23 protein-coding genes are annotated in these 25036 nt (G+C 63.3%); 7 read left to right on the top strand and 16 right to left on the bottom strand.

Annotated features, from left to right (window positions below; translation table 11 throughout):
* Positions 1-416: 416 nt before the first annotated feature.
* Both PCA31118_RS14160 and PCA31118_RS14155 read right to left on the bottom strand, forming a co-directional pair.
* Positions 417-791 (bottom strand): response regulator transcription factor, encoded by a 375-nt coding sequence (locus tag PCA31118_RS14160; protein ID WP_174990472.1) that lies wholly within the window; start codon positions 789-791, stop codon positions 417-419.
* Between the two features lie 285 nt (positions 792-1076).
* On the bottom strand, positions 1077-3086 hold the full coding sequence (locus tag PCA31118_RS14155; protein WP_150625824.1) for a sensor domain-containing diguanylate cyclase: 2010 nt from the start codon (positions 3084-3086) through the stop codon (positions 1077-1079).
* 394 nt (positions 3087-3480) lie between these two features.
* On the opposite strand from PCA31118_RS14155, the gene mutS reads away from it, so the two are divergent.
* Together mutS and PCA31118_RS14145 are read left to right on the top strand one after the other, a co-directional pair.
* Entirely contained in the window at positions 3481-6231 is a 2751-nt protein-coding gene (mutS, locus tag PCA31118_RS14150) for a DNA mismatch repair protein MutS (protein WP_425495359.1), read from the top strand.
* Between the two features lie 7 nt (positions 6232-6238).
* Complete coding sequence (locus PCA31118_RS14145) at positions 6239-7486, top strand: hypothetical protein (RefSeq protein WP_150625823.1); 1248 nt, start codon at positions 6239-6241, stop codon at positions 7484-7486.
* A 230-nt stretch (positions 7487-7716) separates the two neighbouring features.
* On the opposite strand, the gene PCA31118_RS14140 is transcribed toward PCA31118_RS14145, so the two are convergent.
* A complete protein-coding gene (locus PCA31118_RS14140; protein WP_044455290.1) occupies positions 7717-8244 on the bottom strand; it encodes an FKBP-type peptidyl-prolyl cis-trans isomerase in 528 nt (175 codons plus the stop codon).
* Between the two features lie 86 nt (positions 8245-8330).
* Here PCA31118_RS14140 and PCA31118_RS14135 point away from each other — a divergent pair, with 86 nt between their 5' ends.
* A complete protein-coding gene (locus PCA31118_RS14135; RefSeq protein ID WP_150625822.1) occupies positions 8331-9551 on the top strand; it encodes a cupin domain-containing protein in 1221 nt (406 codons plus the stop codon).
* Between the two features lie 178 nt (positions 9552-9729).
* Entirely contained in the window at positions 9730-9987 is a 258-nt protein-coding gene (locus PCA31118_RS27050; protein WP_072617452.1) for a hypothetical protein, read from the top strand.
* A 144-nt stretch (positions 9988-10131) separates the two neighbouring features.
* On the opposite strand, the gene PCA31118_RS14125 is transcribed toward PCA31118_RS27050, so the two are convergent.
* The 10 genes from PCA31118_RS14125 to PCA31118_RS14080 all read right to left on the bottom strand — a co-directional run bounded on the left by PCA31118_RS14125 (position 10132) and on the right by PCA31118_RS14080 (position 19467).
* Positions 10132-10923, bottom strand: a complete 792-nt coding sequence (locus PCA31118_RS14125; RefSeq protein ID WP_150625821.1) for an MBL fold metallo-hydrolase — start codon at positions 10921-10923, stop codon at positions 10132-10134.
* Between the two features lie 8 nt (positions 10924-10931).
* A complete protein-coding gene (gene bamC / locus PCA31118_RS14120) occupies positions 10932-12074 on the bottom strand; it encodes an outer membrane protein assembly factor BamC (protein WP_150625820.1) in 1143 nt (380 codons plus the stop codon).
* A 51-nt stretch (positions 12075-12125) separates the two neighbouring features.
* Positions 12126-13043, bottom strand: a complete 918-nt coding sequence (gene dapA, locus PCA31118_RS14115) for a 4-hydroxy-tetrahydrodipicolinate synthase (RefSeq protein ID WP_150625819.1) — start codon at positions 13041-13043, stop codon at positions 12126-12128.
* Positions 13044-13085: 42 nt separating this feature from the next.
* Positions 13086-13685, bottom strand: a complete 600-nt coding sequence (locus tag PCA31118_RS14110) for a class I SAM-dependent methyltransferase (RefSeq protein WP_150625818.1) — start codon at positions 13683-13685, stop codon at positions 13086-13088.
* The gene (locus PCA31118_RS14105) at positions 13682-14884 is read right to left on the bottom strand and encodes a tryptophan--tRNA ligase (protein WP_150625817.1); all 1203 of its coding nucleotides are present in this window, start codon (positions 14882-14884) and stop codon (positions 13682-13684) included. Before PCA31118_RS14105 ends, PCA31118_RS14110 begins: the two co-directional genes overlap by 4 nt.
* 26 nt (positions 14885-14910) lie before the next feature.
* Positions 14911-15576, bottom strand: a complete 666-nt coding sequence (locus tag PCA31118_RS14100) for a site-2 protease family protein (protein ID WP_150625816.1) — start codon at positions 15574-15576, stop codon at positions 14911-14913.
* Between the two features lie 72 nt (positions 15577-15648).
* Positions 15649-16275, bottom strand: a complete 627-nt coding sequence (locus PCA31118_RS14095) for an L-threonylcarbamoyladenylate synthase (protein ID WP_150625815.1) — start codon at positions 16273-16275, stop codon at positions 15649-15651.
* Positions 16276-16287: 12 nt separating this feature from the next.
* Positions 16288-17121, bottom strand: a complete 834-nt coding sequence (locus PCA31118_RS14090; RefSeq protein ID WP_150625814.1) for a 3',5'-nucleoside bisphosphate phosphatase — start codon at positions 17119-17121, stop codon at positions 16288-16290.
* Positions 17122-17356: 235 nt separating this feature from the next.
* Complete coding sequence (locus PCA31118_RS14085; RefSeq protein ID WP_150625813.1) at positions 17357-18247, bottom strand: alpha/beta fold hydrolase; 891 nt, start codon at positions 18245-18247, stop codon at positions 17357-17359.
* Between the two features lie 233 nt (positions 18248-18480).
* A complete protein-coding gene (locus PCA31118_RS14080) occupies positions 18481-19467 on the bottom strand; it encodes a ferritin-like domain-containing protein (RefSeq protein ID WP_150625812.1) in 987 nt (328 codons plus the stop codon).
* Positions 19468-19516: 49 nt separating this feature from the next.
* On the opposite strand from PCA31118_RS14080, the gene PCA31118_RS14075 reads away from it, so the two are divergent.
* From PCA31118_RS14075 to PCA31118_RS14065, 3 genes are all read left to right on the top strand, one after another.
* Positions 19517-20041 carry a gamma carbonic anhydrase family protein gene (locus PCA31118_RS14075; RefSeq protein ID WP_150625811.1) on the top strand — a complete coding sequence of 175 codons (525 nt, stop codon included), beginning with the start codon at positions 19517-19519 and terminating at the stop codon, positions 20039-20041.
* Between the two features lie 263 nt (positions 20042-20304).
* The gene (gene hslO / locus PCA31118_RS14070) at positions 20305-21240 is read left to right on the top strand and encodes an Hsp33 family molecular chaperone HslO (protein WP_150625810.1); all 936 of its coding nucleotides are present in this window, start codon (positions 20305-20307) and stop codon (positions 21238-21240) included.
* A gap of 132 nt (positions 21241-21372) precedes the next feature.
* The gene (locus PCA31118_RS14065) at positions 21373-21807 is read left to right on the top strand and encodes a hypothetical protein (protein ID WP_150625809.1); all 435 of its coding nucleotides are present in this window, start codon (positions 21373-21375) and stop codon (positions 21805-21807) included.
* A 152-nt stretch (positions 21808-21959) separates the two neighbouring features.
* Here PCA31118_RS14065 and ftsB read toward each other — a convergent pair whose 3' ends face one another.
* The 3 genes from ftsB to kdsA form a co-directional block, all read right to left on the bottom strand.
* Positions 21960-22385, bottom strand: a complete 426-nt coding sequence (gene ftsB / locus PCA31118_RS14060) for a cell division protein FtsB (protein WP_150625808.1) — start codon at positions 22383-22385, stop codon at positions 21960-21962.
* A 78-nt stretch (positions 22386-22463) separates the two neighbouring features.
* On the bottom strand, positions 22464-23747 hold the full coding sequence (gene eno / locus PCA31118_RS14055) for a phosphopyruvate hydratase (RefSeq protein ID WP_150625807.1): 1284 nt from the start codon (positions 23745-23747) through the stop codon (positions 22464-22466).
* A 414-nt stretch (positions 23748-24161) separates the two neighbouring features.
* A complete protein-coding gene (gene kdsA, locus PCA31118_RS14050; protein WP_039399289.1) occupies positions 24162-25016 on the bottom strand; it encodes a 3-deoxy-8-phosphooctulonate synthase in 855 nt (284 codons plus the stop codon).
* Positions 25017-25036 lie beyond the last annotated feature (20 nt).

The raw sequence follows: 25036 nt of genomic DNA, 5'->3' as shown, positions 1-25036 counted from the left end.
GTGTCTGTCCTCGGTTCTCGGTTTTCGGTTATCAGTAATCGGTTATTGCGCCGACGCTCACACGTTCGCGCACTCGCGCAGCGCCGCGCGCATTTCGTTCGCATCGTGATGGGAACGCCAAAGCAATGTTGGCGCTCGCCACCCTGGAAATGTTGTCGAGCCGGTACCTTATCACCGACTGCGCAATCGCGTCGGGCGTCAATACGAACCCGATTGGTCCGTAAGGCATCGGCAAGGCAATTTGGAATTTTTCGGGACGAGGTGCGCGAATGCCGCTCGGGAAGCAGAACCGGCCACCGGGCGCGCGCGGCCCTACGACGGACACGTCGCCACGATCGGAATGACCCCTGGCGACGTGCCGGATTGAACCGAAATGTGAGGACCCGCTTCACGCTGACGATGTCCGGGAAGACACCTCAGACAACGCCCTCGCCCCCTTCGTCGATCAGCCCATGCCTTACGGCGTAGCCGATCAGTTCCGCGCTGTCGCCGAGCGCGAGCTTATGCAGAATATGCGCGACGTGAGACTCGACCGTCCGCCCGCTCAGATGCAGCGCGTGGGCGACCTCATTGACGGCCAGGCCGTCGACCAGCATGTGAAACACTTCATTCTCACGCGCCGACAGGTTGCGATGTCTCGCGCCGTCGTCGTGATCATCGGTGCGCGACTCGCGCGAGCCCCGATGCGATGCACGCGGTGGATCATGGCGCTTTGCGTTGCTCCCATTGCGCCACCCTGCGTCGGAAGCCACCCGCGTGACTGCACGGCCTCGTCCGCCTTCCAGTTTCATGCGTACCTCCTTTGAGAAGACCCTCGACACCTGCCCCATCGGCGAGACGGCAAATGGCGCGTCGCCAACGACAGGCATCAACCATTGTGCGCCTGACAATGTGTGTTCGTATCTTCGGGGAAGCTGATCGCGACCGCGTTTCGATTGGTTGCAGCTAATACCGCCAGCCCACAACGGCATTCCAGGCAATGAGACACGAGGGGGCGGCGGCCGTCGGCTTACGTTCCGCAGCCAGGCATATCGGGCGCGACGCCGCAAATGCACGCCACCCCGGTGAGCGCCCGCTTACTGAAGACGCCTTGCGTTACCGACAGCAGAGGATCCGGCGGAAGTATCGGCCGCGCCGTCGCTCAGCACGAAGCGCCCGCGCCCGCCATGCTTGGCGTCGTACAGCGCACGGTCCGCCGCCTCGAACAACATGTCGGGCGTCTTGTCCTCGCCACTCGCGACGACGGCCACCCCCACGCATGCGCCGACGGAGACCTCGCCGACGGAGAGCATCATCGGACGCGAGGCGGCGTCGAGAATCGCCATGGCCGTGCGCTCCACATCGAGCAGATCCTGAACGTCGCGCATGATCACCGCGAATTCGTCTCCACCGAAGCGGGCAATCACATCGCCCTCATGCACACTTGCGACCAGTCGCTTGGCCAGACGTCGCAGCAATTCATCGCCAAGCGCGTGCCCCCACGTATCGTTGACCAGCTTGAAACGATCGAGATCGACGAACAGCAGGGCCTGTGCCCCGGCGCCTTCGCGGGCGCGACGCACCGCGCCTGACAGCGCCTGATCGAAGCCCTTGCGATTGAGCAATCCGGTGAGATGGTCGGTGTGTGACTCACGTCGCCAGCGCCGCTCGTTCGAACGCTCGACGGTGATGTCGCGCACGAACACGTGAACACCGGCCAGCACGTTGTGCGACGCCCACTCGGGTTGATAACTCACCTCGAAACAGCGGTAGGCCGCGTCTTCGCCGAAATCCCAGACGAAGGTTGCCGCCTCCCCCGCCATCGCGCGAGCAAGATGCGGGGCGAACTCACGATACAGTGACGGGCCGAGCAACTCGCGCGCCGTCGCGCCGAGAATGCGCTCGCGCGGGCGCCGCATCCTGACTTCGCACGCCCGGTTCACGAACGCGAAACGCTCGTCTGCATCGAGAAACGCCACCAGATAGGGCACGCGATCCGCTACCTCCTGCATGCGACGCACACTTGCACGGGCCGCCTCGCGCGACATTTCGAGCGCTTCGGTCCGGTCGCTCAGTTGCTCCATCATGTTGCGAAACGTGTTGGCCAGCGCGCCGATTTCATCGGCCCGCTGCACGGGCAGCGACTGCACCGCACGCATGTCGCCCGCGCTTCTTTGCACCAGATCGCGCAGCGTGTCGAGCGGACGCAGCAAACGGCGCGTCACCCACCACATCACCAGTGCCGCGATGCCGATCGCGGCAATGGCCAGCAATACGACCTGACGGCGCACGCGTGAAATCGGACTGAACGCCTCGGCGCCAGGGAGCACCGCCACCACGAACCAGCCGGTCGTCGTCATGGGCGCGCGTGCGACCAGCGGAATCATGTGGACAAGATCGTTCGAGCCGGCATCGCGCACACCGCATAGTGTCTGCGACGGGCCGACCGTCGTCAGAATCTTGGTGACGTCCGCCTGAATCACGTAGCGTGGCGGGCTCTCGGCGGTAATCAGACAGTAGCGACCGGTCTCGCCCACACGGCTGCTCGCCAGATCGACGATGAAGTTCTGCCGCAGCAGATTGACTGCGCCGCCGACCACGGCGATCACCTTGCCGCGCGCGTCCGTCACCGGCACGGCGAGGACGACGCCGGGCGAGCGCGTAATCTTGCCGGCAATCACGCTCGACGCGGCCTGCGGCGCGCCCGCGAGCACTTCACGGAAATAGTCCCGGTCAGCAATATTGATGGGGGTATCGGGGAACGTGGAGTCGTAGAGCATGCGGCCGTCCGGCGCGGCCACGAAAATCGTGTTGAATGTCTCCGGCATCGACACCGAGAGTTTGGCGAACGTCTCGAACTGCGCGCTCGTCATGACATTGGGGTCGCCAATGTTGCGGGCCATGCGATGGAGAACGAGAAATTTGGAGCGCAACTTGTCGTCAAGCTGGTCTGCCGCGAGCCTGACATGCGTGTCTAGCTGCGCCTGCATCGAGCTTCGCAACTCGCCATAGACGAAAAACTCGATCCCGACGGCCAAACCGACGATCAATACCATCGAGACGAGTGCTGTCGCCGCTGCGACCCGTCCCTTCAACGACTTCACCATGCTGGCCCGTACGAGAGTAGCTTTTGTCTTGCTTTTGCATATTTTTGCGAGAGCTTACCACCCGAAACGGCACATTTTCGGGAAACTTGAGAAAAACTCGATGCCGTCGTGCAGCGGCCTCACCCGCCCTCACCGGCAAAGTCGAGAGCGATCGTCGAGTATTCGATAACGGCGCATGCCGAACCCGTCGTAAAATTGCGCATCCAACGCGCCACGATGGTGCGAACCGACAGGATCGACGAGGGCCATGCGCGCGTCGCTCCCCGGCTCGCAGCGCCCACCGCGACAGGCGCCAGGCGGACGTGAGCGTCGTGATGCCGGCGCTCATCGTGACCCGCATCGCGACCGACATCGCGAGCCCATCGTGCCCCGATATGCCCGACCGAATTCATTCATGACGACCCAAGCGACAACCGCCCCCGCAGCATCGGCCCCACCCGCAGCCACGCCAGCCGCGCCTGCCACACCAGCCATGACACCGATGATGCAGCAGTACACGCGCATCAAGGCCGAGCATCCCAACATGCTCGTGTTCTATCGAATGGGAGACTTCTACGAGCTCTTCCACGACGATGCTGCCAAAGCCGCGCGTCTGCTCGACCTGACGCTGACCGCGCGCGGCCAGTCCGGCGGCCAGCCCATTCGCATGGCGGGTGTGCCGCACCACGCCGTCGAGCAGTACCTTGGCAAGCTGGTCAAACTCGGCGAATCCGTCGCCATCTGCGAGCAGATCGGCGATCCGGCCACATCCAAGGGGCCGGTCGAGCGCAAGGTCGTTCGTATCGTCACCCCCGGCACCCTCACCGACGCGGCGCTGCTCAGCGACAAGGTCGATCAATATCTGCTTGCCGTGCAGATGCCTGCCGCACGACGCGCGAGCGAGCGCGTGGCCGGTCTGGCGTGGCTCTCGCTCGCGAGCGGTGAGTTGCGTCTGATGGAAGTCGCCGCCGACAAGTTGCCGCGTGAACTGGAGCGCATCCGTCCGGCCGAAACGCTGGTCCCCGACAGTGCCGCGGAAGCCTTCGGCGGCTTCTCGCTCGGCACTACCACGCGCGTGCCCGACTGGCACTTCGACACCGCTGCCGGCACGCAACGCCTGCGCGATCAACTCGGCGTGGCCAGCCTCACCGCCTTCGGTTGCGACGGACTCGACCCGGCGCTTGGGGCGGCCGGCGCCGTGCTCCAGTACGCAGCCGCAACGCAGGGACAATCGCTGCGCCATGTGCAAAGTCTGAACGTGGAGCGGGAAGCGGCCTATATTGGTCTGGACGCCGCCACACGGCGCAATCTGGAGCTTACCGAGACGCTGCGCGGCACCGAGTCGCCCACGTTACTGTCGCTGCTCGACACATGCGGCACGACGATGGGCAGCCGCCTGATGCGTCATTGGCTGCATCACCCCATGCGCGACCAGCAAGTGCCGCAGTCGCGACAACTGGCGATCGCGACGCTGCTCGAAGGCCCCGGCACGTGGCGTGCACTGAATAGCGAACTGCGCCACGTGGCCGACGTGGAGCGCATTACCGCACGTCTGGCGCTGCTTACCGCGCGTCCGCGCGACTTGTCGAGTCTGCGCGACGCGCTGCGCCGTCTGCCCGAACTGCACACGACGCTGCGCGCAGTCGAAGCCCGCTCGCCGTTGTTGGCCATGCTGCATGAAGACCTCGCGATCCCCGACGACGCGCTGGCGCTCCTCACCAGCGCCATCGCCGAAGAACCGGCCGCCATGCTGCGCGACGGGGGTGTCATCGCCCGCGGGCACGATGCCGATCTCGACGAGCTTCGCGACATCTCGGAGAACTGCGGCCAGTTTCTCGTCGATCTGGAGGCGCGTGAACGGGCGCGCACCGGCATCAACAACCTGCGCGTCGAGTTCAACAAGGTGCACGGCTTTTACATCGAAGTCACGCGCGGGCAGACGGACAAGGTGCCCGACGACTATCGCCGCCGCCAGACGCTAAAGAATGCCGAGCGCTACATCACGCCGGAACTGAAGACGTTCGAGGACAAGGCGCTGTCGGCACAGGAACGTTCGCTCGCGCGCGAAAAGATGCTGTACGACGCACTGCTGCAAGCGCTGCTGCCGCACATCACCGAGTTCAAGCGCATTGCGCAGGCGCTCGCACAGCTCGACGTGCTCGCGTCGCTTGCGGAGCGCGCAGAGACGCTCGGCTGGGTGAAGCCGGAGCTGGTGCAGGACCGTGTGGTCGACATTCGTCAGGGACGCCATCCGGTCGTCGAACAACAGGTAGAGCGCTTCATTGCAAACGACTGCTCGCTTGGCGACGTGCGCCGCTTGCTGCTCATCACCGGCCCGAACATGGGCGGTAAGTCGACGTTCATGCGCCAGACCGCGCTCATCGCGCTGCTCGCGTATGTCGGTTGCTACGTGCCTGCCGAATCCGTGCGACTCGGGCCACTGGACGCCATTTTCACGCGTATCGGGGCATCGGACGACCTTGCGGGCGGGCGCTCGACGTTCATGGTGGAGATGACCGAATCGGCCGCGATCCTACATACCGCGACCGACCAGAGTCTCGTGCTGATGGACGAGATCGGACGCGGCACATCGACCTTCGACGGTCTCGCGCTCGCCTGGGCCATCGCGCGTCATCTGCTCGGCCACAATCGTTGCTACACGCTGTTCGCCACGCACTACTTCGAACTCACGCAATTGCCCGACGAGTTCCCGCAATGCGCGAATGTCCACCTCTCGGCCGTGGAGCACGGTGAGGGGATCGTGTTCCTGCACGCGGTGCAGGACGGGCCCGCCAGTCAGAGTTACGGCTTGCAGGTCGCGCAGCTCGCGGGCGTGCCGATGCCAGTGATCCGGGCGGCGCGCAAACATCTCGCCCTGCTCGAACAACAGGCGCTCGATCCCGCCGCGCCGCAACTCGACTTGTTCGCGCCGCGCGCGGTGCCGGACACCGACATTGACATCGACGGGATCGGACGCTCGGGCGATGCCGATACGTCTCACGCGATCAATGGCAACAGCCTGTCGGCGGCAACGGCGCTCGATCCCGCCGCGGAAGCAACGCTGGCACGACTGGCCGAAATCGATCCGGACGACTTGCGCCCGCGCGACGCGCTGGAGCTGCTCTATGAGCTGCGCGGTCTGTTGAACGGCCGTACGCGCGATTAAGCACGCCATGCCAGGTCAGCGTCGTCTGCGCGCATGCCGTCGAAACGGCCATGGCCTCACGGCCGTGTGCCTCGTGACGCTCGCGCTGACGACCGTCCTGCTCTCGACATCCGCGTCGCCAGTGAGCGCCAGGACACCGGCGAAAGCCTCCGCCAAGGCACAACCCAAAGCCCCCGCCAAACCGCCGGCGTTCGAATTTGCGGTGTTGGGAAATACGCCCTTCGGCAACGCCGAGGTCCCCGTCACCCGCAATGTGCTGGCGGGCATCGGCGACAGCCAGGCGGCGTTCGTCATCCACGCGGGCAATCTGAAGAGCGCGACCGAGTCGTGCCGCGACGACCTCATTACGCAGCGGCTGAGCCTGCTCGCCAGCTCACCCAAACCGCTGATTTTCGTGCCCGGCGCGAATGACTGGGCCGATTGCGAGCGGGTGTCGGAAGGTGGCTACAACCCGGTAGAGCGTCTCGATTTTCTACGCGATCACGCGTTCGATGACGACGCACTGCTTGGCCCGGGCCCCGTCGGCTTCGCGCAGTTCGACCTGACACGCCAAAGCGATATGGCGCGCTTTCGCCAGTATCACGAGAATGTGCGCTGGTTCTATCGCGGCGTGGTCTTCGTCGGCGTCAATCTTCCTGGCAACAACAATAATTACCGCTCGGCGGGGGGACGTAACGGCGAATTCGAGGATCGCGTGATAGCCACGCGTGTCTGGCTGCAACATGCACTCGTGTACGCCCAGCAGAAAGAGGCCATCGGCATGGTCATCGTTGCGCAGGCGGATCCCGAGTTCGAGCCGGCGCGTAGCAGCGGAATGGGGGGCATTTTCTCGGATCGCAACGGGCGTCGCGGCGTGGACGGCTACAAGGATTTCCGCACCCAGTTGCAGCGACTGGCGTCACGCTTCAAGGCACCGATTCTGCTCGTCGATGCAGGCAAGACGATGCGCCACGTGCAGCCTTTGCGCGATGCGCACGGCACGCCGATCAAGTCGTTCACGCAGCTCACCACCTACGGATCGCCGACCATCAACCGATGGATTCGCGTGACGGTCGATCCACGAACCCCGCAGCTCTTCCGCTTCGAAAGCGCCCTGCTTCCTGCCAACGGCACCACAGCGCCTGCGGCCAATGCGAGCGTCGCCAGCTCGAATCCGAACCAGGGGGTAACGCCGATCGGGCCGATGCGGCTGCCGAACGCCTCATCGAACGCCTCATCGAACGCCTCATCACGCAGCGCGCCTGATGACCACTGAGCCACAGCTGAGCGACCACTCACCGATCACTGAGCGCTACACGTCACACCCGGCCACCTTCATCTCGCTGCACGCTGCTGCGGCCCACCGCAAAAATGCGAACGCCGGACAGGCGCACCGCTTTTCCACGATGCGCCTGTCCGGCGTTCGGTACTGCCCTGCATTGCTGCGCGTGACGTGTCTCGCCCCTGCGCGATCATGTCATCCGATCGCGACGCAGCAATTCGCCATTAATGCAGCGTGGGCGCGTCGTCCTCGTCTTCGTCGACAATTTCGAGACCGGATGCACCATGGGCATGCTGGTGCTCGATTTCTTCTTCGGTCGCCTGACGCACGTCGGTCACCTTCAACTCGAAGCGCAGTGCCATTCCCGCGAGCGGGTGGTTGCCGTCGAGGACGACCTTGTCGTCGGCAACGTCCGTCACCGTGTAGATCAGCGTGTCGGACTCTTCATCGCCGTCTTCCGGCGTGCCTTCGAACTGCATGCCGACTTCGAGCGGCTCCGGGAAACGGCCACGCTCCTCGATCTTGATCAGTTCGGAATCGTAGTCGCCGAAGGCGTCCGTCGGCTCCAGTTGCAATTGGGTTTCAAAGCCGACGTCCTGACCATCGAGCGCTTCCTCGATTTTGGGGAACGTGCCATCATAGCCGCCGTGCAGATAAACCATCGGCTCGGCGCCGCTTTCTTCGATCAGGTTGCCCTGAGCGTCCGACAACTTGTAAGTCACCGAGACGACGGTATTCTTTTCGATCTTCATCAAACTCTCCGAAAAACAGCCCGCATTATACGCGCAGCCGTATGACAGCGCCCCGGCCGCGGCTGTATGGATTACACCGGTCACGCATGACGACATCTCGCCACCCTCTCGCCCTGTTGGGCGACCTCACGCCAGACGCGTTCATGAAGCGCTACTGGCACAAGCGGCCCCTGCTCATCCGGCAAGCCATTCCCGGCTTTACCGCACCGCTTTCGCGCGACGCATTGTTTGCCCTTGCCGCGCAGGACGATGTCGAATCGCGCCTCATCAGCCAGACCCGCAAGCGCTGGCAACTGGAACACGGCCCGTTCGAAGTCGAGGACCTGCCTGCGCTCACGCGCAAGCAATGGACGCTCCTCGTGCAAGGCGTGAATCTCCACGCACCTGCTGTCGACGCCCTCATGCAACAGTTTCGCTTTATTCCCGACGCGCGTCTCGATGACGTGATGATCAGCTACGCGACGGACGGTGGCGGTGTCGGCCCGCATCTCGATTCGTACGACGTATTCTTGCTGCAAGCGCACGGCAAACGCCGCTGGCGCATCGGAGCGCAACGCGACACGACATGGCAGGAGAACGTGCCGCTGCGCATTCTCGAGCATTTCGAAGCGGAGCAGGAGTGGGTGCTGGAGCCCGGCGACATGTTGTATCTGCCGCCGGGTTACGCGCACGATGGGGTCGCCGAAGGCGAATGCATGACGTACTCCATCGGGTTTCGCGCGCCGCTCGAACAGGAGATGCTTCAGAACTTCCTGTACTACCTCGCGGAAAACGCCGCCGAACTGCCATTTGCGCGCCATTTCGCTGGGCGATACGCCGACCCGGATCAGCCGGCCGTCAAACATCCCGCCGCGCTGCCCGAGGGCATGATCGACACGCTCGTGTCGCAGCTCGAACGCGTACGTTGGGGGCGGAAAGAGGTGGAGGATTTTCTCGGTCGTTGGCTGAGCGAGCCAAAGTCGCATGTGTTTTTCGACCCACCCGAGAAGCCGCTTTCGACAACTCGTTTCGCACACGAAGCATCTTCGCGAGGGCTCGCGCTGTCGGCGAAGACACACTTGTTGTATCGACGCAACCGATACTACGTCAACGGTGAACCGCTGGAAGTCCCCGTCAGTGCGCGCTCGACGTTGCGGCTGCTGGCAGACAGACGCGAGCTGAAAGGCGAGGAATGTGCGAATTTCGGGCAAAAAGACCAAGAAATCGTTGAAATTCTGTACGATTGGTACGCTTCGGGATGGTTGGAGTTCGGACCTGACTCGAAGCCCGTGCGAAAGTTGCGCGCCGTAAGGAAAAAAGCGGGGTAAATGCGCGAGATTGACGTGACGCGTTGGGGAAAACCCAATATAATTTCTCGCCAAGCAGCTTGCATGACCAAGGGTAATCCTCAATTGCCAATGTCTCGCAATCGGCTTTGCGCTGGCAAGAGCGTATTACCGTAACTAATATTTATTCGCTTGTCTTCTACCATAAAAGGACGTGATCATGAAGAAGTCTCTCCTCGTCGCTTCGTTGTTGGCTATCGCCCTGACCGCCTGCGGCAAGAAGGAAGAAGCCGCTGCTCCGGCTGCTGACGCTGCCGCTTCGGCTGCTACGGCTGCTTCGGACGCCGCTTCGGCTGCTGGCGCTGCTGCTGATTCGGCTGCTTCGGCTGCCGGTGCTGCCGCTGACACGGCCGCTTCGGCTGCTGGTGCTGCTGCTGACGCCGTTGCTTCGGCTGCTGACGCTGCTGCCAGCAAGTAAGCTCTCGCTGCCGCGAGGCAGTTGAGCAAAAAAAGCCGGTCTTTCGACCGGCTTTTTTACGTCTGTACGATTCATGTTGCCCGCAGCCCGAGCCTGATACGTCCCGCCTCACCAGCACATAGCCCGCACGTGCCAATCAGCACATCAGCACATCAGCCAGTCAAACCCGCCCGCCTGCGTCGCTACAAGAATCTCCGTCGCCTGCGAACCGATCACCGCCGCCATGGCCGCCATGGCCAGTTCCGGCGTGTTGTTCTGCTCGCTCAGATGCGCACAGATCACTCGCTGGAGTTTGGCTCGGTCGACCGCTCCGAGAATCTCGGCAGCCGCATCGTTGGCGAGATGGCCGTACGTGCCCCCAATGCGCGCCTTGAGCGACGGAGGATACTTGCTGTTGGCCAGCATCTCGCGATCGTGATTGCATTCGAGCACCAGCGAATCGCAACCGCCGAGCGTTCCGATCAGATGCGTTGTCGGACAGCCGGCGTCCGTGAGCACGCCGAGACGGCGTGCGCCATCCGAGAACACGAATTGCAGAGGCTCGCGCGCGTCGTGCGGCACCGTGTACGGATGGAGTTCGATGGCACCGACAGCCAATCGCTCGTCCGAACGACACCAACGCACGAGCGCTGCTTTATCGTCGGCCTTGAGCGTATCGCCGACCTTGACGGCCTGCCCCGTCCCCCAACTCATGATGAGCGGGATGCGGTACTTGCGAGTGAGGGAAAGCGCACTGCCGATGTGGTCGGCATGCTCATGCGTGATGACAATGGCATCGAGCGATGCCACGTCGACCGAGCGCGCCGCCAGGCGCCGCTCGACCTCTCGCATGGAGAATCCGCAATCGAGGAGGATACGTGTCGTGGAGACGCCTTCCGACGCCTCCACCAGCAGGGCGTTACCTTCGCTGCCGCTGCCTAAACTGGCGAACCGCACGCGCCGCCTTAACGGAGCTGGTTGCCGATCACGCTGATGATCGTTTGAGCGATCTGCGAGTTGTCGACGTTACCCTTGTCGTCGAGCACCTGGACACGCGTCTGGTTGTCACCACGACCCTGCACATTGACGCTGTACTTCTTCGCCTTCTTCTGGTCCTGCACTTCCTTGGCGTGGAAGAGGCTGTAGAAGAAACCATTGTCCTTCGCGAGCGAGGCCGGATCGACGTAGCTCACGAAATACAGACCCTTGGCACGGTCGCGATCGTCCACGGTGAAGTTGCCGCGGTCGAGCGCCACGCCGACACGACGCCAAGCGCGGTCGAACGGCTCGTTGATGTCGAGGTACGACGCATCAGCCGTTCTCACCACCTGACTCGTCGGACCACCCGCCTTGGCGTTCTCGACCTGCGCCTTGGCTTGATCGGCCTGCGCCCCGAAGCGCTGCATCAGCTTGGTCAGCATGATGGCCTCGAGACCCGGATCGTTCGGCGCCGGCTCCCACTTGGTCGTGTCCTTCTGCGAGTTCGTGAACACTTCGACCATACGACGGTGCGTGATGTAAATGTCGGTACCGCCATTCGGATCGCGCTCGACCCGGGTGCGGAAGCGATCACGTTCCCCCGTCGAGTACAGACCGTCGAGCACCTTGCCCAGCAGATCGCGAATGATGTCCTGGTTCAGCTTGGCGCGGTTCTCCGCCCAGTCCGTCTCCATCACGCCCGTGTCGGCCGAGTCGATCGTCAGCACGAAGCCATTTTCTTGCCAGAACTCACGCAGCGTCGGCCACAGGTCGCCAGCCGGCTTCTGGATCACGAGCCAACGCTCGTTACCATCGCGCACGACCTTCATGCCCGGCACGCTCGGCAGCACATTATCCGTGGGGTTGGCAGCCACGACCTTTTGCTGGGTCTCGTAGTTCGACAGCGTGGCGGTACCGCCCGGTGTCACGTACTTGCGGTCAGCGGCCTGAACGTTGGTCAGATCCGGCGGAACGTCGAGCGAGGGGCCGGTCTTCGAGCTCTTGTAGTCGACCTTGTCGGACGACAAGGCGCTCGAAAGCGAGCTACACCCGGCGATGAGGGCCAACGAGGCAATAGCGGCCCATGCCAGCACGGGACGAGCTACGGAATTACTGACGATTCGTTTCATGAGTCGCAAAAAAATGGGTGGGCAATCGAACCCGGGTGCCTGAACGACAGCTTAGACAACGGCGATGTTGGCCGACTTGAGGGCTTGGAGCACCGTGTCCTGATACGGCTGCGCCAGCGGCGTGAGCGGCAGGCGAATGCCCGACGCGATCATGCCCATCTTTTGCAGCGCCCATTTCACGGGGATCGGATTGGCTTCGACGAACATGGCACGGTGCAGGTCGAACAACTGGAACTGCAGTTCACGTGCCTTGGCCACATCGCCGGCCAACGCAGCCGCGCACAGATCGTGCATCGCACGCGGTGCCACGTTGGCGGTGACCGAGATATTACCCCGACCGCCCATGAGCATGAGCGCAACGGCAGTCAGGTCGTCGCCGCTATACACGGCGAAGCTCTTCGGGGCGCGCCGGATCAGGTCGATACCGCGATCCAGATTACCCGTAGCGTCTTTCACGCCGATGATGCCCGGCACTTGCGCCAGACGCAGCAGCGTTTCGTTGCTCGCGTCCGCCACCGTACGGCCGGGCACATTATAGAGGATGACCGGAAGCTCACCGGCTTCCGCAATGGCGCGGAAGTGCTGGTACTGGCCTTCCTGCGTCGGCTTGTTGTAATAGGGAACGACTTGCAACGAAGCATCAGCGCCCACCTTCTTCGCGTGCTTCGTCAACTCGATGGCTTCCGCCGTGGAGTTGCCGCCGGTGCCGGCGATCACGTGCACCTTGCGGCCGCGCGACTGACCGGCTTCCGCCGTTTGCTTGACGGCGATTTCGATGAGCTCGCAGTGCTCTTCGACGTTGACCGTCGGCGATTCGCCCGACGTGCCCACGATGACGATACCGTCCGTGCCTTCGTCGACGTGCCAGTTGATCAGGTTGCGCAGTGCTTCACGGTCAAGGCTGCCGTCCTCTTTCATCGGCGTGACAATCGCGACGATACTGCCTTGAATCGGAGTTTGGGTAGTCATGTTTGATCGAACAATTCAGCGATAAGGGTGGATTGTAGCGGATTACGCTGTCGCCTCGTACAGCGCCGCAGGGCCGGGGTTTTCCCCGGGGGTCGCCGCACGTGTGGCACATAGCCGTTGCACGCACGCCGCGCGCGGCGCCGGCATCGTGACATCCTCGAAACCCGCGACTCGCATCCCCGCCTCGCGCGCGATGTCGAGCAACTCGCCCGGCGCCAGCAGAAACATGGGGTTCGACGGTTTGCCGTACTTTTCGTTTCCTTGCGCGAAGGTTTCGTAAATCAGAACCCCGCCCGGGGCAACGCTCGCCACGATGGGCGCAAACAGGGGACGGTGCAGGTAATTTGTGACGATGACCGCATCGAACGTCGAGCGCGCCGGCAATGGCCACGGCGCCCCCTCCAGGTCGGCGGCCAGCGTGGTGACGTTCGCGAGCCTTGACATCGTGGCAAGCGCCGCCGCATCCCGATCGATGGCGGTGACGTGAGCACCGCGCTCGGCCAACCATCGCGTGTGACGCCCCTGACCGCACGCCACATCGAGCACGCGTGCGCCCGGCGCAATGAGATGCGCCCAGCGCACCAGCCACGGCGACGGTGCGCCGGTACCGTGCAACGCGGGAGCGGCAACGGCTTGCGTCATGAATACTGAAGTCCCATGGCCTCACGCACGTCGCGCATGATTTCCTGCGCCGACTTGCGCGCTTTCTCGCAGCCGTCGGCCACGATCGCACGCAGCAGCGACGGATCGTCCATGTACTTTTGCGCACGCTCGAGCATCGGCTGCTGCTCGCGCAGAATGCCTTCGATGACCGGCTGCTTGCACTCGAGACAACCGATGCCGGCGCTGCGGCATCCCTTCTCGACCCAGTCGCGCGTGTCGTCGTCGCTGTAGACCTGATGCAGTTGCCAGACCGGGCACTTGTCCGGGTCGCCCGCATCGGTGCGGCGCACGCGCGCCGGATCGGTCGGCATCGTGCGCACTTTCTTCGTGATCGACTCGGCGTCTTCGCGCAGACCGATGGTGTTGTTGTAGGACTTCGACATCTTCTGTCCGTCGAGACCCGGCATGCGCGAGGCGGGCGTGAGCAACGCCTGCGGTTCCACGAGAATCAGCTTGCGCGCGCCTTCGAGGTAGCCGAACAGACGTTCGCGATCGCCCATCGACAACGATTGCGACTCGGAGAGCATGGCACGTGCCTGTTCGAGCGCCTCGTCGTCCCCCTTCTCCTGATAGGCGTTGCGCAGTTCGAGATAGAGCTTCGAGCGCTTGCCGCCGAGCTTGCGCGCCGCCGCGAGCGCCTTGTCTTCGAAGCCCGCTTCACGGCCATAGAGATAGTTGAAACGGCGCGCGATTTCGCGCGTCATTTCCACGTGCGGCACCTGATCTTCACCTACGGGCACATGCAGCGCGCGGTACAGCAGGATATCCGCCGCCATCAGCACCGGGTAACCGAGGAAACCGTACGTCGACAGATCCTTTTCCTTGAGCTTCTCGATCTGCTCCTTGTACGTGGGCACGCGTTCGAGCCAGCCCAGGGGGGTGCTCATGCCGATGAGCAACGCCAGTTCGGCATGCTCGGGCACCTTGCTCTGGATGAAGAGGGTCGCCTGATTCGGATCGATCCCGGCGGCGAGCCAATCGATCAGCACGTCCCATACGTTCTGTTCGATGACGTCCGGCGTCTCGTAGTGCGTCGTGAGCGCATGCCAGTCGACCACGCAGAAGTAGCAGGGATACTCGGCCTGGAGTTGAATCCAGTTCTTGAGCACACCGTGATAATGGCCGAGGTGCAGACGACCGGTCGGTCGCATGCCGGAGAAAACGCGTTCGGGGTACATGGTCTAGTTATCAGTCTGCAAAAACGTCAGGAAACCAGCGAGAGCAGCGGGGTGAGCATCCACTTGATCACATCACGCCCCCACTGAATCAGCGGCCACAGCCACACTCGACCGAGCACACCGCTGACCACCAGCGCCATCACAATGAAGAAGCCATAGGGCTCGACGCGCGAGAGCGCGTAGGCCGCGCGCGCCGGCAGCAGCGATACGAGCACGCGCCCGCCATCGAGCGGCGGCACGGGAAACAGATTGAACATGCACATCACGAGGTTCACCACGAGTCCCGCCTGCGCCATCATCATGAAGAATGGCTCCCGAACGCCCGCGAGCTGCAGCCCGAGGCCGAGCAGCACCCAGAGAATCGCCTGCACGAAGTTGCAGAGCGGTCCGGCCAGCGCCACCCAGATCGTATCGACACGCGGATTGCGCAGACTGCCGAACGCTACCGGCACCGGCTTGGCGTAGCCGAACAGGAACGCGCCGCTCGTCATGAAATAAAGCGCCAGCGGCACGACAATCGTGCCGATCGGGTCGATGTGCTTGAGCGGATTGAGCGTGACGCGCCCCATGAGAAATGCCGTGGGGTCGCCGAAGTGCTTCGCGACATAGCCATGCGCGGCCTCATGCAACGTAATCGCGAAGAGGACAGGGAGCGCGTAGACCGCAATGGTCTGGATCAGGTCTGCATTCATAGCCGGCTATTGTAACAAGCGGACCTGCACGCCAGTATTACCCGGCCTTACAAAGTTCGAGACGCCCGCCCCTCAGGACAGACCGAACGGCGCCAGCGGCCCGCGTCCGCGACGCAGCACCTCCGGCGGCGTCACCGTCAGATCGACTACCGTGGACGGCTCTTTCGGACAGGCCCCGCCGTCGATGACCAGATCCAGTTGCTTTTCCAGTCGCTCGCGGATCTCCTCCGGATCGTTGAGTGGCTCCGTTTCGTTCGGCAGAATCAGCGTGGTGGCAAGCAGCGGTTGCCCCAACTCCTCCAGCAAAGCCAGCGTAATGGCGTGCTCGGGCACGCGCAGGCCGATGGTCTTTCGCGAAGGATGGGAAAGACGACGCGGCACTTCCTTGGTCGCCTCGAGAATAAAGACGTAGGGCCCGGGCGTGGTCGCCTTGATCAACCGGTATTGCCGGTTGTCGACGATGGCGAACTCGGCCAGTTCGGACAGGTCGCGCACCAGCAGCGAGAGCATCTGCTTCTCGTCGAGACCGCGAATGCGGCGCAAACGATCGACGGCCTGCTTGTCGTCGATGTGACACGCGATCGCGTAGCTCGAATCGGTCGGCAACGCAACGATGCCGCCCTTGTCGATGATCTGAGCGGCTTGCTTGATGAGACGCGACTGAGGATTTTCCGGGTGGATCTGGAAGAATTGCGACATTTTGTCGGAAGGTTACTGCCAGCGGCTCCAGACCGGGGTGAGATCGCCGGGCAGCGCAGGCAGTTTGCCGAGCAGCGCGCGGCTCTCGGTCGGTCCATGGAAATCCGAGCCGCGCGAGGCCAGAAAACCATACTGACGCGCGACATCGGCATACTCGCGATATTGTTCCGGCGTGTGACTGCCGGTGATCACCTCGATGGCCTCGCCACCCAGATCGCGAAACTGATCGAACAGCGCACCGAATTCGAGCGGCGTGAATTTGTAACGTCCGGGGTGAGCCACGACGGCGATGCCACCCGCCCCCCGAATCCATTGCACGGCGTCCTGGAGCGTTGCCCAGCGATGAGGCACGTAACCCGGACGGCCCTCCGACAGGTACTTCGCGAACACGTCGGAGACCGACGCACACTTGCCGATTTCCACCAGGAATCGTGCGAAATGCGTGCGCGAAATCAGATCGGGATTGCCGACGAAGCGCAGCGCGCCCTCGTAAGCGCCGGGGATACCGGCGGCGGCCAGCTGGTCGCTCATCAATTGCGCCCGGGCGGCACGGCCGCCGCGCGTTGCGGCAAGGCCATCGATGAGCGTGGGATTGTCCGGGTTGATGTTCAGACCGACGATGTGCACCGTACGGTTTGCCCAGGTAATGGAGATCTCGACACCGCTCACGTAGCGCATGCCGAGTGCTTCGGCCGCCGCGCGCGCTTCGCGCTGCCCGCCGATCTCGTCGTGGTCCGTCAGCGCCCACAGGTCGACGCCGGCCTCGAAGGCGACCTGCGCCACTTCGGAGGGCGTCAGCGTGCCGTCCGACACCTTGGAATGACAATGAAGATCCGCGTTGAGCATGTTGATCCGCCGGGGTGACAAAGCCGCTGCATGCGCTGCGATCGCCGCAGATTGGCGGCCACGAGACACCGGCGTATGACTGGATAATGACAGCCCCATTCTACCGCTCAAGTGCACGCGACGCGAGTTGCCCGGTCGCTGCCATCCACGCCATCGTCGTCGCGCCTTCCAGCCACGGCAAGACGGCGCACGTCACTTCCGCGCCGGTCTCCCCGCCTGTCCCGCGTGCGCGGGACTATTTGCGGCAAAAATCCTCGATCAGGCGAGCGACGGCTTCCGGTTGGTCGTGATGCAACATGTGGCCGGCATCTTCGACGAAGGCTTCGGTCAGATTCGGAAAGGCCTCAAACCGTTCGCGGAAGGCTCCCCTGCCCTGCGTCCCGGCGAAATGGCGCAGCACGTCGGAGTCGGTCGCCTCCACGTTCAGCACCGGCGCACTCACGTTGCCCCACACCGCCATCGCTTCGTCGAGACGATAGGGATAAGGGTTCGCGATTTTGTGCGCCGGATCCGCGAGCAGATGCCACATGCCGTCGGGCGTCTGCCGCGCCCAGCGATGCGACAACCAGCCTGCGCGCTCCGGCGTGAGGCGCGGATTCGTCTTGCGCAAGCGCGCCGCCACGTCGTCGATCGATGCATACGGGCGCAGCGTCGGCATCGTCTGCACGTCGTCGAGCCAGCGGCTGAGCTGACGAATCGCCGCGGTGGGCGCGGACGGCGGCAGGCCGAAGCCCTCCAGATTCACGAGACGCCGCACGCGCGCCGGGCGCACCCCGGCATACAGACAGGCGACATTGCCGCCCATGCTGTGACCGATCAGGTTGACGGCCTCCCCCGGCTCGGCATAGACATCGAGCAAGGCATCGAGATCGGCAAGGTAATCGGGGAACCAGTAGCTGCCGGCACGCCCTTCTGCGACCGGCCAGTCGGTGAGGCCGAATCCCCGCCAGTCCGGGGCCAGCACATGCCAGCGCTGCGCGAGCGTTTGCGCCACGAACTGGAACGAGGCCGACACGTCCATCCAGCCATGCAACGCAAACAGCTTGGGCGCCCCGGGCGTGCCCCATTGACGGACGTGGTGGCGCAGGCCGCGCACTGTCAGAAACTCGGATCGGGAGTCGATCATGATGCCGGCAGACAATGAATATCTGAACGATTGAGGAACGTCGAGTATATCGGCGGACGTCGATGGCACGTAAGCGAGGTCAAAAACCGGCACCACGTCGAATCAACGTCAACGGGTGAATCAACCGAAAAAGGCGGTTACGACACCACGACGAGATCGCGACGCATTACGACAGGACCACGACGAGGGAACAACGAGGTGACGGCGCGCCTTGCAATGTCGCCGTTCGTTCGTCACTCCCCGGCCTGCAGCGCCGCCAGTTCGTCGTCATCGAAGCCGGCGGCACGTCGCGCCGAGAGGTTGAACGGCCCGCGCAGGCGCGGCGCCCCGTACTGCGCGGCCAACCGCGCATAAGTCTGCACCGGTTCGAGGCCCGCGCGCTCGCAGCCCCAGCGATACCAGCGGTTGCCGATGGCCACGTGGCCGATTTCGTCTCGCAGGATGATGTCGAGAATTGCCGCCCCGGCCTTGTCGCCGGCACTGGAGAGCTTCGCCCGGATCGGCGGGCTGGCATCGAGCCCACGGGCCTCCAGCGTGCGAGGCACGAGCGCCAGACGCGCCAGCCAGTCACCCGAGGTGCGCCGCGCCATGTCCCATAGGCCGTCGTGCGCGGGAAAACAACCGTAGACGTATTCGTCGCCCAGCGTCTTCAAATGCGCGCTAAGCAACGAGAAGTGATATGCCTCCTCGGCCGCCACCCCGAGCCAGTCCTCGTAATACTCGACGGGCAGGTCGTCGAAGCGCCAAAGCGCATCGAGAGCGAGATTGATGGCGTTGAACTCGATATGGGCGAGTGCGTGCAGCAACGCCGCGCGTCCCTCGACGCTCGTCACTGCACGCTGCTTCAGTTCGCGCGGCGAGACCAGTCGCGGCAGCGCGGGGCGTCCCGGAATCCCTGCGTCAAGTTCCGGATCGCCGTGAGCGGGGTCCGATGCCGAAGCAGTCGTTGCGGCATTGGCGAGCGCAAACCGGCGCGTCGGATACCAACGTGCGGCCTCCTGGCGCACCCGCTCACGCAGCGCGGTGACGCCTGCGGCTTTCTCATAGGGATCGCGGCAGCGCAACAGTTCCAATGCGCGTTCGCGCGCGCAATCGGCGGCAGCCTGTTCGTCGGCAAAGGGAGGGGATTCGCCGGGACGGGCATTCCGGACATCGATGCGGACATCGTTACAGACATCACGCCCGAATTGCGTGCCGGGAGCGGTAGTGAAATCGGCCATGACGTTACAATAGCGGTTTCGTCGATTTTAACCGCGAACCGAAGCCGCTATGCCGATCTATAAACTTGGAGACAAGACCCCGCAGATCCACGAGAGTGCTTTCGTGGCCGACACTGCCACCATCATCGGCGAGGTTGTGCTTGCCGAGAACAGCAGCGTGTGGCCCGGGGTGGCGATTCGCGGCGACAACGAACCGATCCGGATCGGTAAGGCGACCAACGTGCAGGAAGGCGCCGTACTGCATGCCGACCCCGGCTATCCGCTGACACTGGCCGAAGGCGTCAGCATCGGCCATCAGGCCATGCTGCATGGCTGCACGGTCGGAGAGAACTCGCTGATCGGCATCCAGGCCGTGCTGCTCAACGGCGCCGTCATCGGCCGCGACAGCCTCGTGGGTGCCGGTGCACTCGTTACCGAGCGCAAGACGTTTCCGGACCGCTCCCTGATCCTCGGCGTGCCCGCCAAGGTCGTGCGCGAATTGACGGACGAGGAAGTCGCGAACCTCAAACGTAACGCCGACGTCTACGCCACACGGCGGCAGGTGTTCAAGGAACAACTGGTGCGTATCGGCTGAGCGCGCGGGCGGTGGCGGCGCGCGCTGGCAGTCGGGTGCGCGGGCCTTCACCGCCGGCGTGTTGAAAATGCGGCATGCGCCCCCAGATAGTGAACCATTGACGCGCCATAACTCGGCTCGTGTGAAAGCAAGGCTCGCGCAAACGAGCGAATGACGGAAATCCTGTGCGTTTTTTGCACCATTGCCGTTTCTCGTGACTCGTTTGGCGTCTCGGACCGTCTGTCACACCACCCGCCGTTGCCGCATTTTTCAGGAATTCGACCGTGTCCGACCAACTTCAGAAATTCATGTTCGACGCCGCCCCCGTGCGCGGGGAATACGTCAGCCTCGACGCCACCTGGCGCGCGGTGCTGGAGCGTCACGAGTACCCGGCAGCCGTCCGCCATTTGCTCGGCGAGATGATGGCCGCGGCCGCACTGCTCACTGCCAACGTCAAATTCGACGGCGCGCTCGTCTTGCAACTGCATGGCGATGGCCCCGTCACGATGGCGGTCGTCGAATGCAATGCCGATCTCACCATGCGCGCGACGGCAAAGTACAGCGGCGACATCCCCGAGGACAGCTCGCTCAAGTCGCTGGTCAACGTGCATGGACGCGCCCATTTCGCGATCACGCTCGATCCGCGCGTGAAGCAACCCGGCCAGCAGCCGTACCAGGGCGTGGTGCCGCTCTCCGACGAACATGGCCCGCTCCCGGACATGGCCTCGGTGCTCGAACACTACATGCATCACTCGGAACAGCTCGATACCCGGCTGTGGCTGGCGTCGGACGAGAACCACGCGGTCGGTATCCTGCTGCAAAAGCTGCCGGGATATGGCGGCACGGCGGGAAGCGGCGCGGAGCACGCCCCGGAAGAGGACGAAGACACCTGGAATCGCGTCTGCCAGTTGGGCAACACGCTCAAACGCGACGAAATGCTGAGCACGGACCGTGAAACCATGCTGCATCGGCTGTTCTGGGAAGAGACGGTACGCGTGTTCGACCCGCAGCCGACGGCGTTCCGTTGCACCTGTTCGCGCGAGCGCGTCGCCAATATGCTCCGGACGCTCGGAGAAGCGGAAGTCATGAGCGTGTTCGACGAACGCCCGAACGTGGAGGTCGCGTGCGAGTTCTGCCGTCAGACTTACCAGTTCGACAAGGTGGACGCGGCACAACTGTTCACCGAGTCGCCTCACGTGGCACCGGCCGGGCAGCATTGATATCGAGCGACGGAAAAACACTGGCGCGTGGAACGACCGGCGTGCCAGTGAATCTCAGACGTCAATCGGCGTGAGACAAACCGTCGGCCCAGCGACGGACCGAACCGCCGTCAATCCATGGGTTATTGCGCCATGCCCCGACTCGCTGCCCCCAACTGTTCCGCCGTGCCGTCGCAACGGCGACGTCGTTGCGTCATTCGTTCGACCGCGGGCGCACTCGGTCTGCTCGTGCTGACGTTGGCCGCCGGTTGTGCACAACTGCAACTGCCGCCCCCGGACGCGCCCGCCGCGCGTTTGCCATCCGCCGGCGACGCGGCGCCTACGCCAGCGATGACAGATGCGCAGAAGCAGGCGCTGACACGCCTGAACCAGAGCATCTACGACGAACAGGAAAGCACCATCGAGCGTGAGCGCGTTCAGCGCGCGCTTGACGACGCCATTCGCAGCTACAACAGCAACGCATACTTCTACGGCGGATGGGGTGGTCCCGGCTGGTATGGGCCAGGATGGTACGGCCCTGGCTGGTACGGTCCGCGATCGGCGGTTGGCGTTAGCGTCGGTTTCTGACGAATGACGTCAGTCATGGCCCCATGGGATTGACACAGGTCGCTTCAGACTGAAGCCGACCGTTCGAGACAATGCAAAAGGCGCTCCCGTAGGAGCGCCTTTTGCGTTCTACTGCATTGATTCGCGTGATTGCCAACGTCGGCACACAGCGATCAGTGATGCTGAGCCTTATGCCCCGAGCGCTCCTTGCCCTTCGTCTGCGACGGGGGCGGTGGTGGCGTGGCCGCTACCGTTTTGTGAGCGGGCTCGGTCGACGAGACGAGGGGTACATCGGCGCCGGACGCCCCTTGCGGTGCGCTGGCGCCATCGGCCCCTACGAACTGAACGAACACCTCGCCGTCCTTGACCATGCCCAGCTCGAAACGAGCACGCTCTTCGATCGCTGCCGTGCCGTCCTGCAAATCCTGCACTTCGCCGGCAAGACGATCGTTACGTTCCTTCAACTGCTCGTTTTTCTGCTGTTCGGCGCTCAGCTCGTCGCGCAGTTCGTGCACGTACAACCAACCACCGTGGCCGAACCAGAGCGGATACTGGATGACTACCAAGAGCAGCACCAGCACCAAGGTCACCATTCGCATGCTTTCGCCTGGCAAGAATTCCGGGAAGCCCGATCGGATCGAAATCAGGATCTCACTTCACTTCCCGGGGAAACGGAATTAGCGCAGATTGTAGAACGTTTCCTTGCCCGGATACGAAGCGATATCGCCGAGATCCTCTTCAATGCGCAGGAGCTGATTGTATTTGGCGATACGATCGCTACGCGAGAGCGAACCGGTCTTGATCTGACCGGCGTTCGTGCCCACGGCGATATCGGCGATCGTCGAATCTTCGGTTTCGCCCGAACGATGCGACACGACTGCCGTGTAACCGGCGCGCTTGGCCATCTCGATGGCAGCGAACGTTTCCGTGAGCGTGCCGATCTGGTTGATCTTGATCAGGATCGAGTTGGCCACGCCCTGCTCGATGCCTTGCTTGAGGATCTTCGTGTTGGTCACGAACAGGTCGTCGCCGACCAGCTGCACCTTCTTGCCCAGCTTGTCCGTCAGGATCTTCCAGCCGGCCCAGTCGTCTTCCGACATGCCGTCTTCGATCGAGACGATCGGGAACTTGTCGCACAGATTGGCGAGGTAATCGGCGAACTCTTCCGAGGTCAGCGACAGGCCTTCACCAGCCAGTTCGTACTTGCCGTTCTTGAAGAACTCGGTCGACGCGCAGTCCAGCGCCAGCAGCACGTCATCGCCCAGGCGGTAGCCGGCGTTTTCCACGGCTTGCTGGATGGTGGTCAGGCATTCCTCGTTCGAGGCGAAGTTCGGTGCGAAGCCGCCTTCGTCGCCCACCGCCGTGCTCATGCCCTTGTCGGCGATCAGCTTCTTGAGCGCATGGAAGATTTCGGCGCCGCAGCGCAGCGCTTCACGGAAGCTCGACTGACCGACCGGCATCACCATGAATTCCTGGATGTCCAGGCTGTTGTTGGCGTGTGCGCCGCCGTTGACGATGTTCATCATCGGCACCGGCATTTGCATTGCGCCCGAACCGCCAAAATAGCGGTACAGCGGCAGGCCGGCTTCTTCGGCAGCGGCCTTGGCGACAGCCATCGACACGGCCAGCATCGCGTTCGCACCGAGGCGCGACTTGTTGTCGGTGCCGTCGAGTTCGATCAGGGTCTTGTCCAGGAAGGCCTGTTCGGCAGCATCCAGGCCCATGATCGCTTCGGAAATTTCGGTGTTGATGTGCTCGACCGCCTTTTGCACACCCTTGCCAAGGTAACGTTCCTTGTCGCCATCACGCAATTCGATCGCTTCACGCGAACCGGTCGACGCGCCCGACGGCACTGCCGCGCGGCCCATCACACCCGACTCCAGCAGCACGTCGCACTCGACCGTCGGATTGCCGCGCGAGTCCAGCACTTCGCGCCCGATGATATCTACGATTGCACTCATGTATTCCTCGGTATCTATAAGACAAAAACGCTAAAGGGAACCTGCTTCGCGCCGCCATCCCGTCCGTCATCTGCCAGGTTCACGCCGGGCGCTGAGCGTACACCGGCAGCGCGCCGAATCCTGACGTGGACACCGATGCTGCGCATCGTGTGCGCGCACCGGCAGGGCAATACGTGGACGGGGGAACAACGGCGCCTCGAAATGAGGCACGGCGGCCTGTGGAATGACATCGATGTCGACGGTGCACTCGGCGTACTGCACGCGGGCATCTCCTCCGGAACTCGCCCTCGCGGCGGCCATTGCAGACCACTGCGCGACAAGCTTAACGATTCGACGCCATGCTGCCAAGGCGTCCGACCGCTATACCCGTCCTGTGGGCGAACTGATAGTGGCCCCAGGACGGTGTGTCTCATTTCAGTTGAAATTGTTTTCCAGAAACTCGCCTTGCTTCACCGCCGCATCGATGGTCTTGAGCGTGGTGAGCAGCTCGCGCATGCGGCCGAGCGGCACGGCATTGGGGCCATCCGAGAGTGCGCACGCCGGGTCCGGGTGCGTCTCCATGAACAGACCCGACACGCCTACGGCAACGGCGGCACGCGAGAGCACCGGCACGAACTCGCGCTGACCGCCCGAGCTGGTGCCCTGCCCGCCGGGCAACTGCACCGAGTGCGTGGCATCGAACACGACCGGCGCCCCCGTCTCGCGCATGATCGCAAGCGATCGCATGTCCGAGACGAGATTGTTGTAACCGAACGAAACGCCACGCTCGCAGGCCATGAAGACGTCATCGGGCAGACCGGCTTCACGCGCGGCGTCGCGAGCCTTGTCGATGACGTTGATCATGTCGTGCGGCGCGAGAAACTGGCCCTTCTTGATGTTCACCGGCTTGCCCGACTGGGCGCAGGCGCGAATGAAATCGGTCTGACGGCACAGGAACGCCGGCGTTTGCAGCACGTCGACGATCGGCGCGGCCACGGCAACGTCTTCTTCGGTATGCACGTCCGTGAGAACCGGCACACCGAGTTGACGACGCACTTCCTCGAGGATCTTCAGGCCCTGTTCGCGACCCGGGCCGCGATACGACTTGCCCGAGCTGCGATTCGCCTTGTCGAACGACGACTTGTAGATGAAAGGAATGCCGAGCGCGCTCGTGATTTCCTTGAGCTGCCCCGCGACGTCGATCGTCATTTGCTCCGACTCGACGACGCAGGTACCCGCGATCAGGAAAAACGGCTTGTCCAGGCCAACATCGAAACCGCACAGTTTCATGGGAACTCCTTGTCTCTCGC

The organism is Pandoraea captiosa (genome assembly GCF_902459775.1).
Classification (GTDB): Bacteria; Pseudomonadota; Gammaproteobacteria; order Burkholderiales; family Burkholderiaceae; genus Pandoraea; species Pandoraea captiosa.
This window is presented reverse-complemented; position numbering and strand designations above follow the sequence as displayed.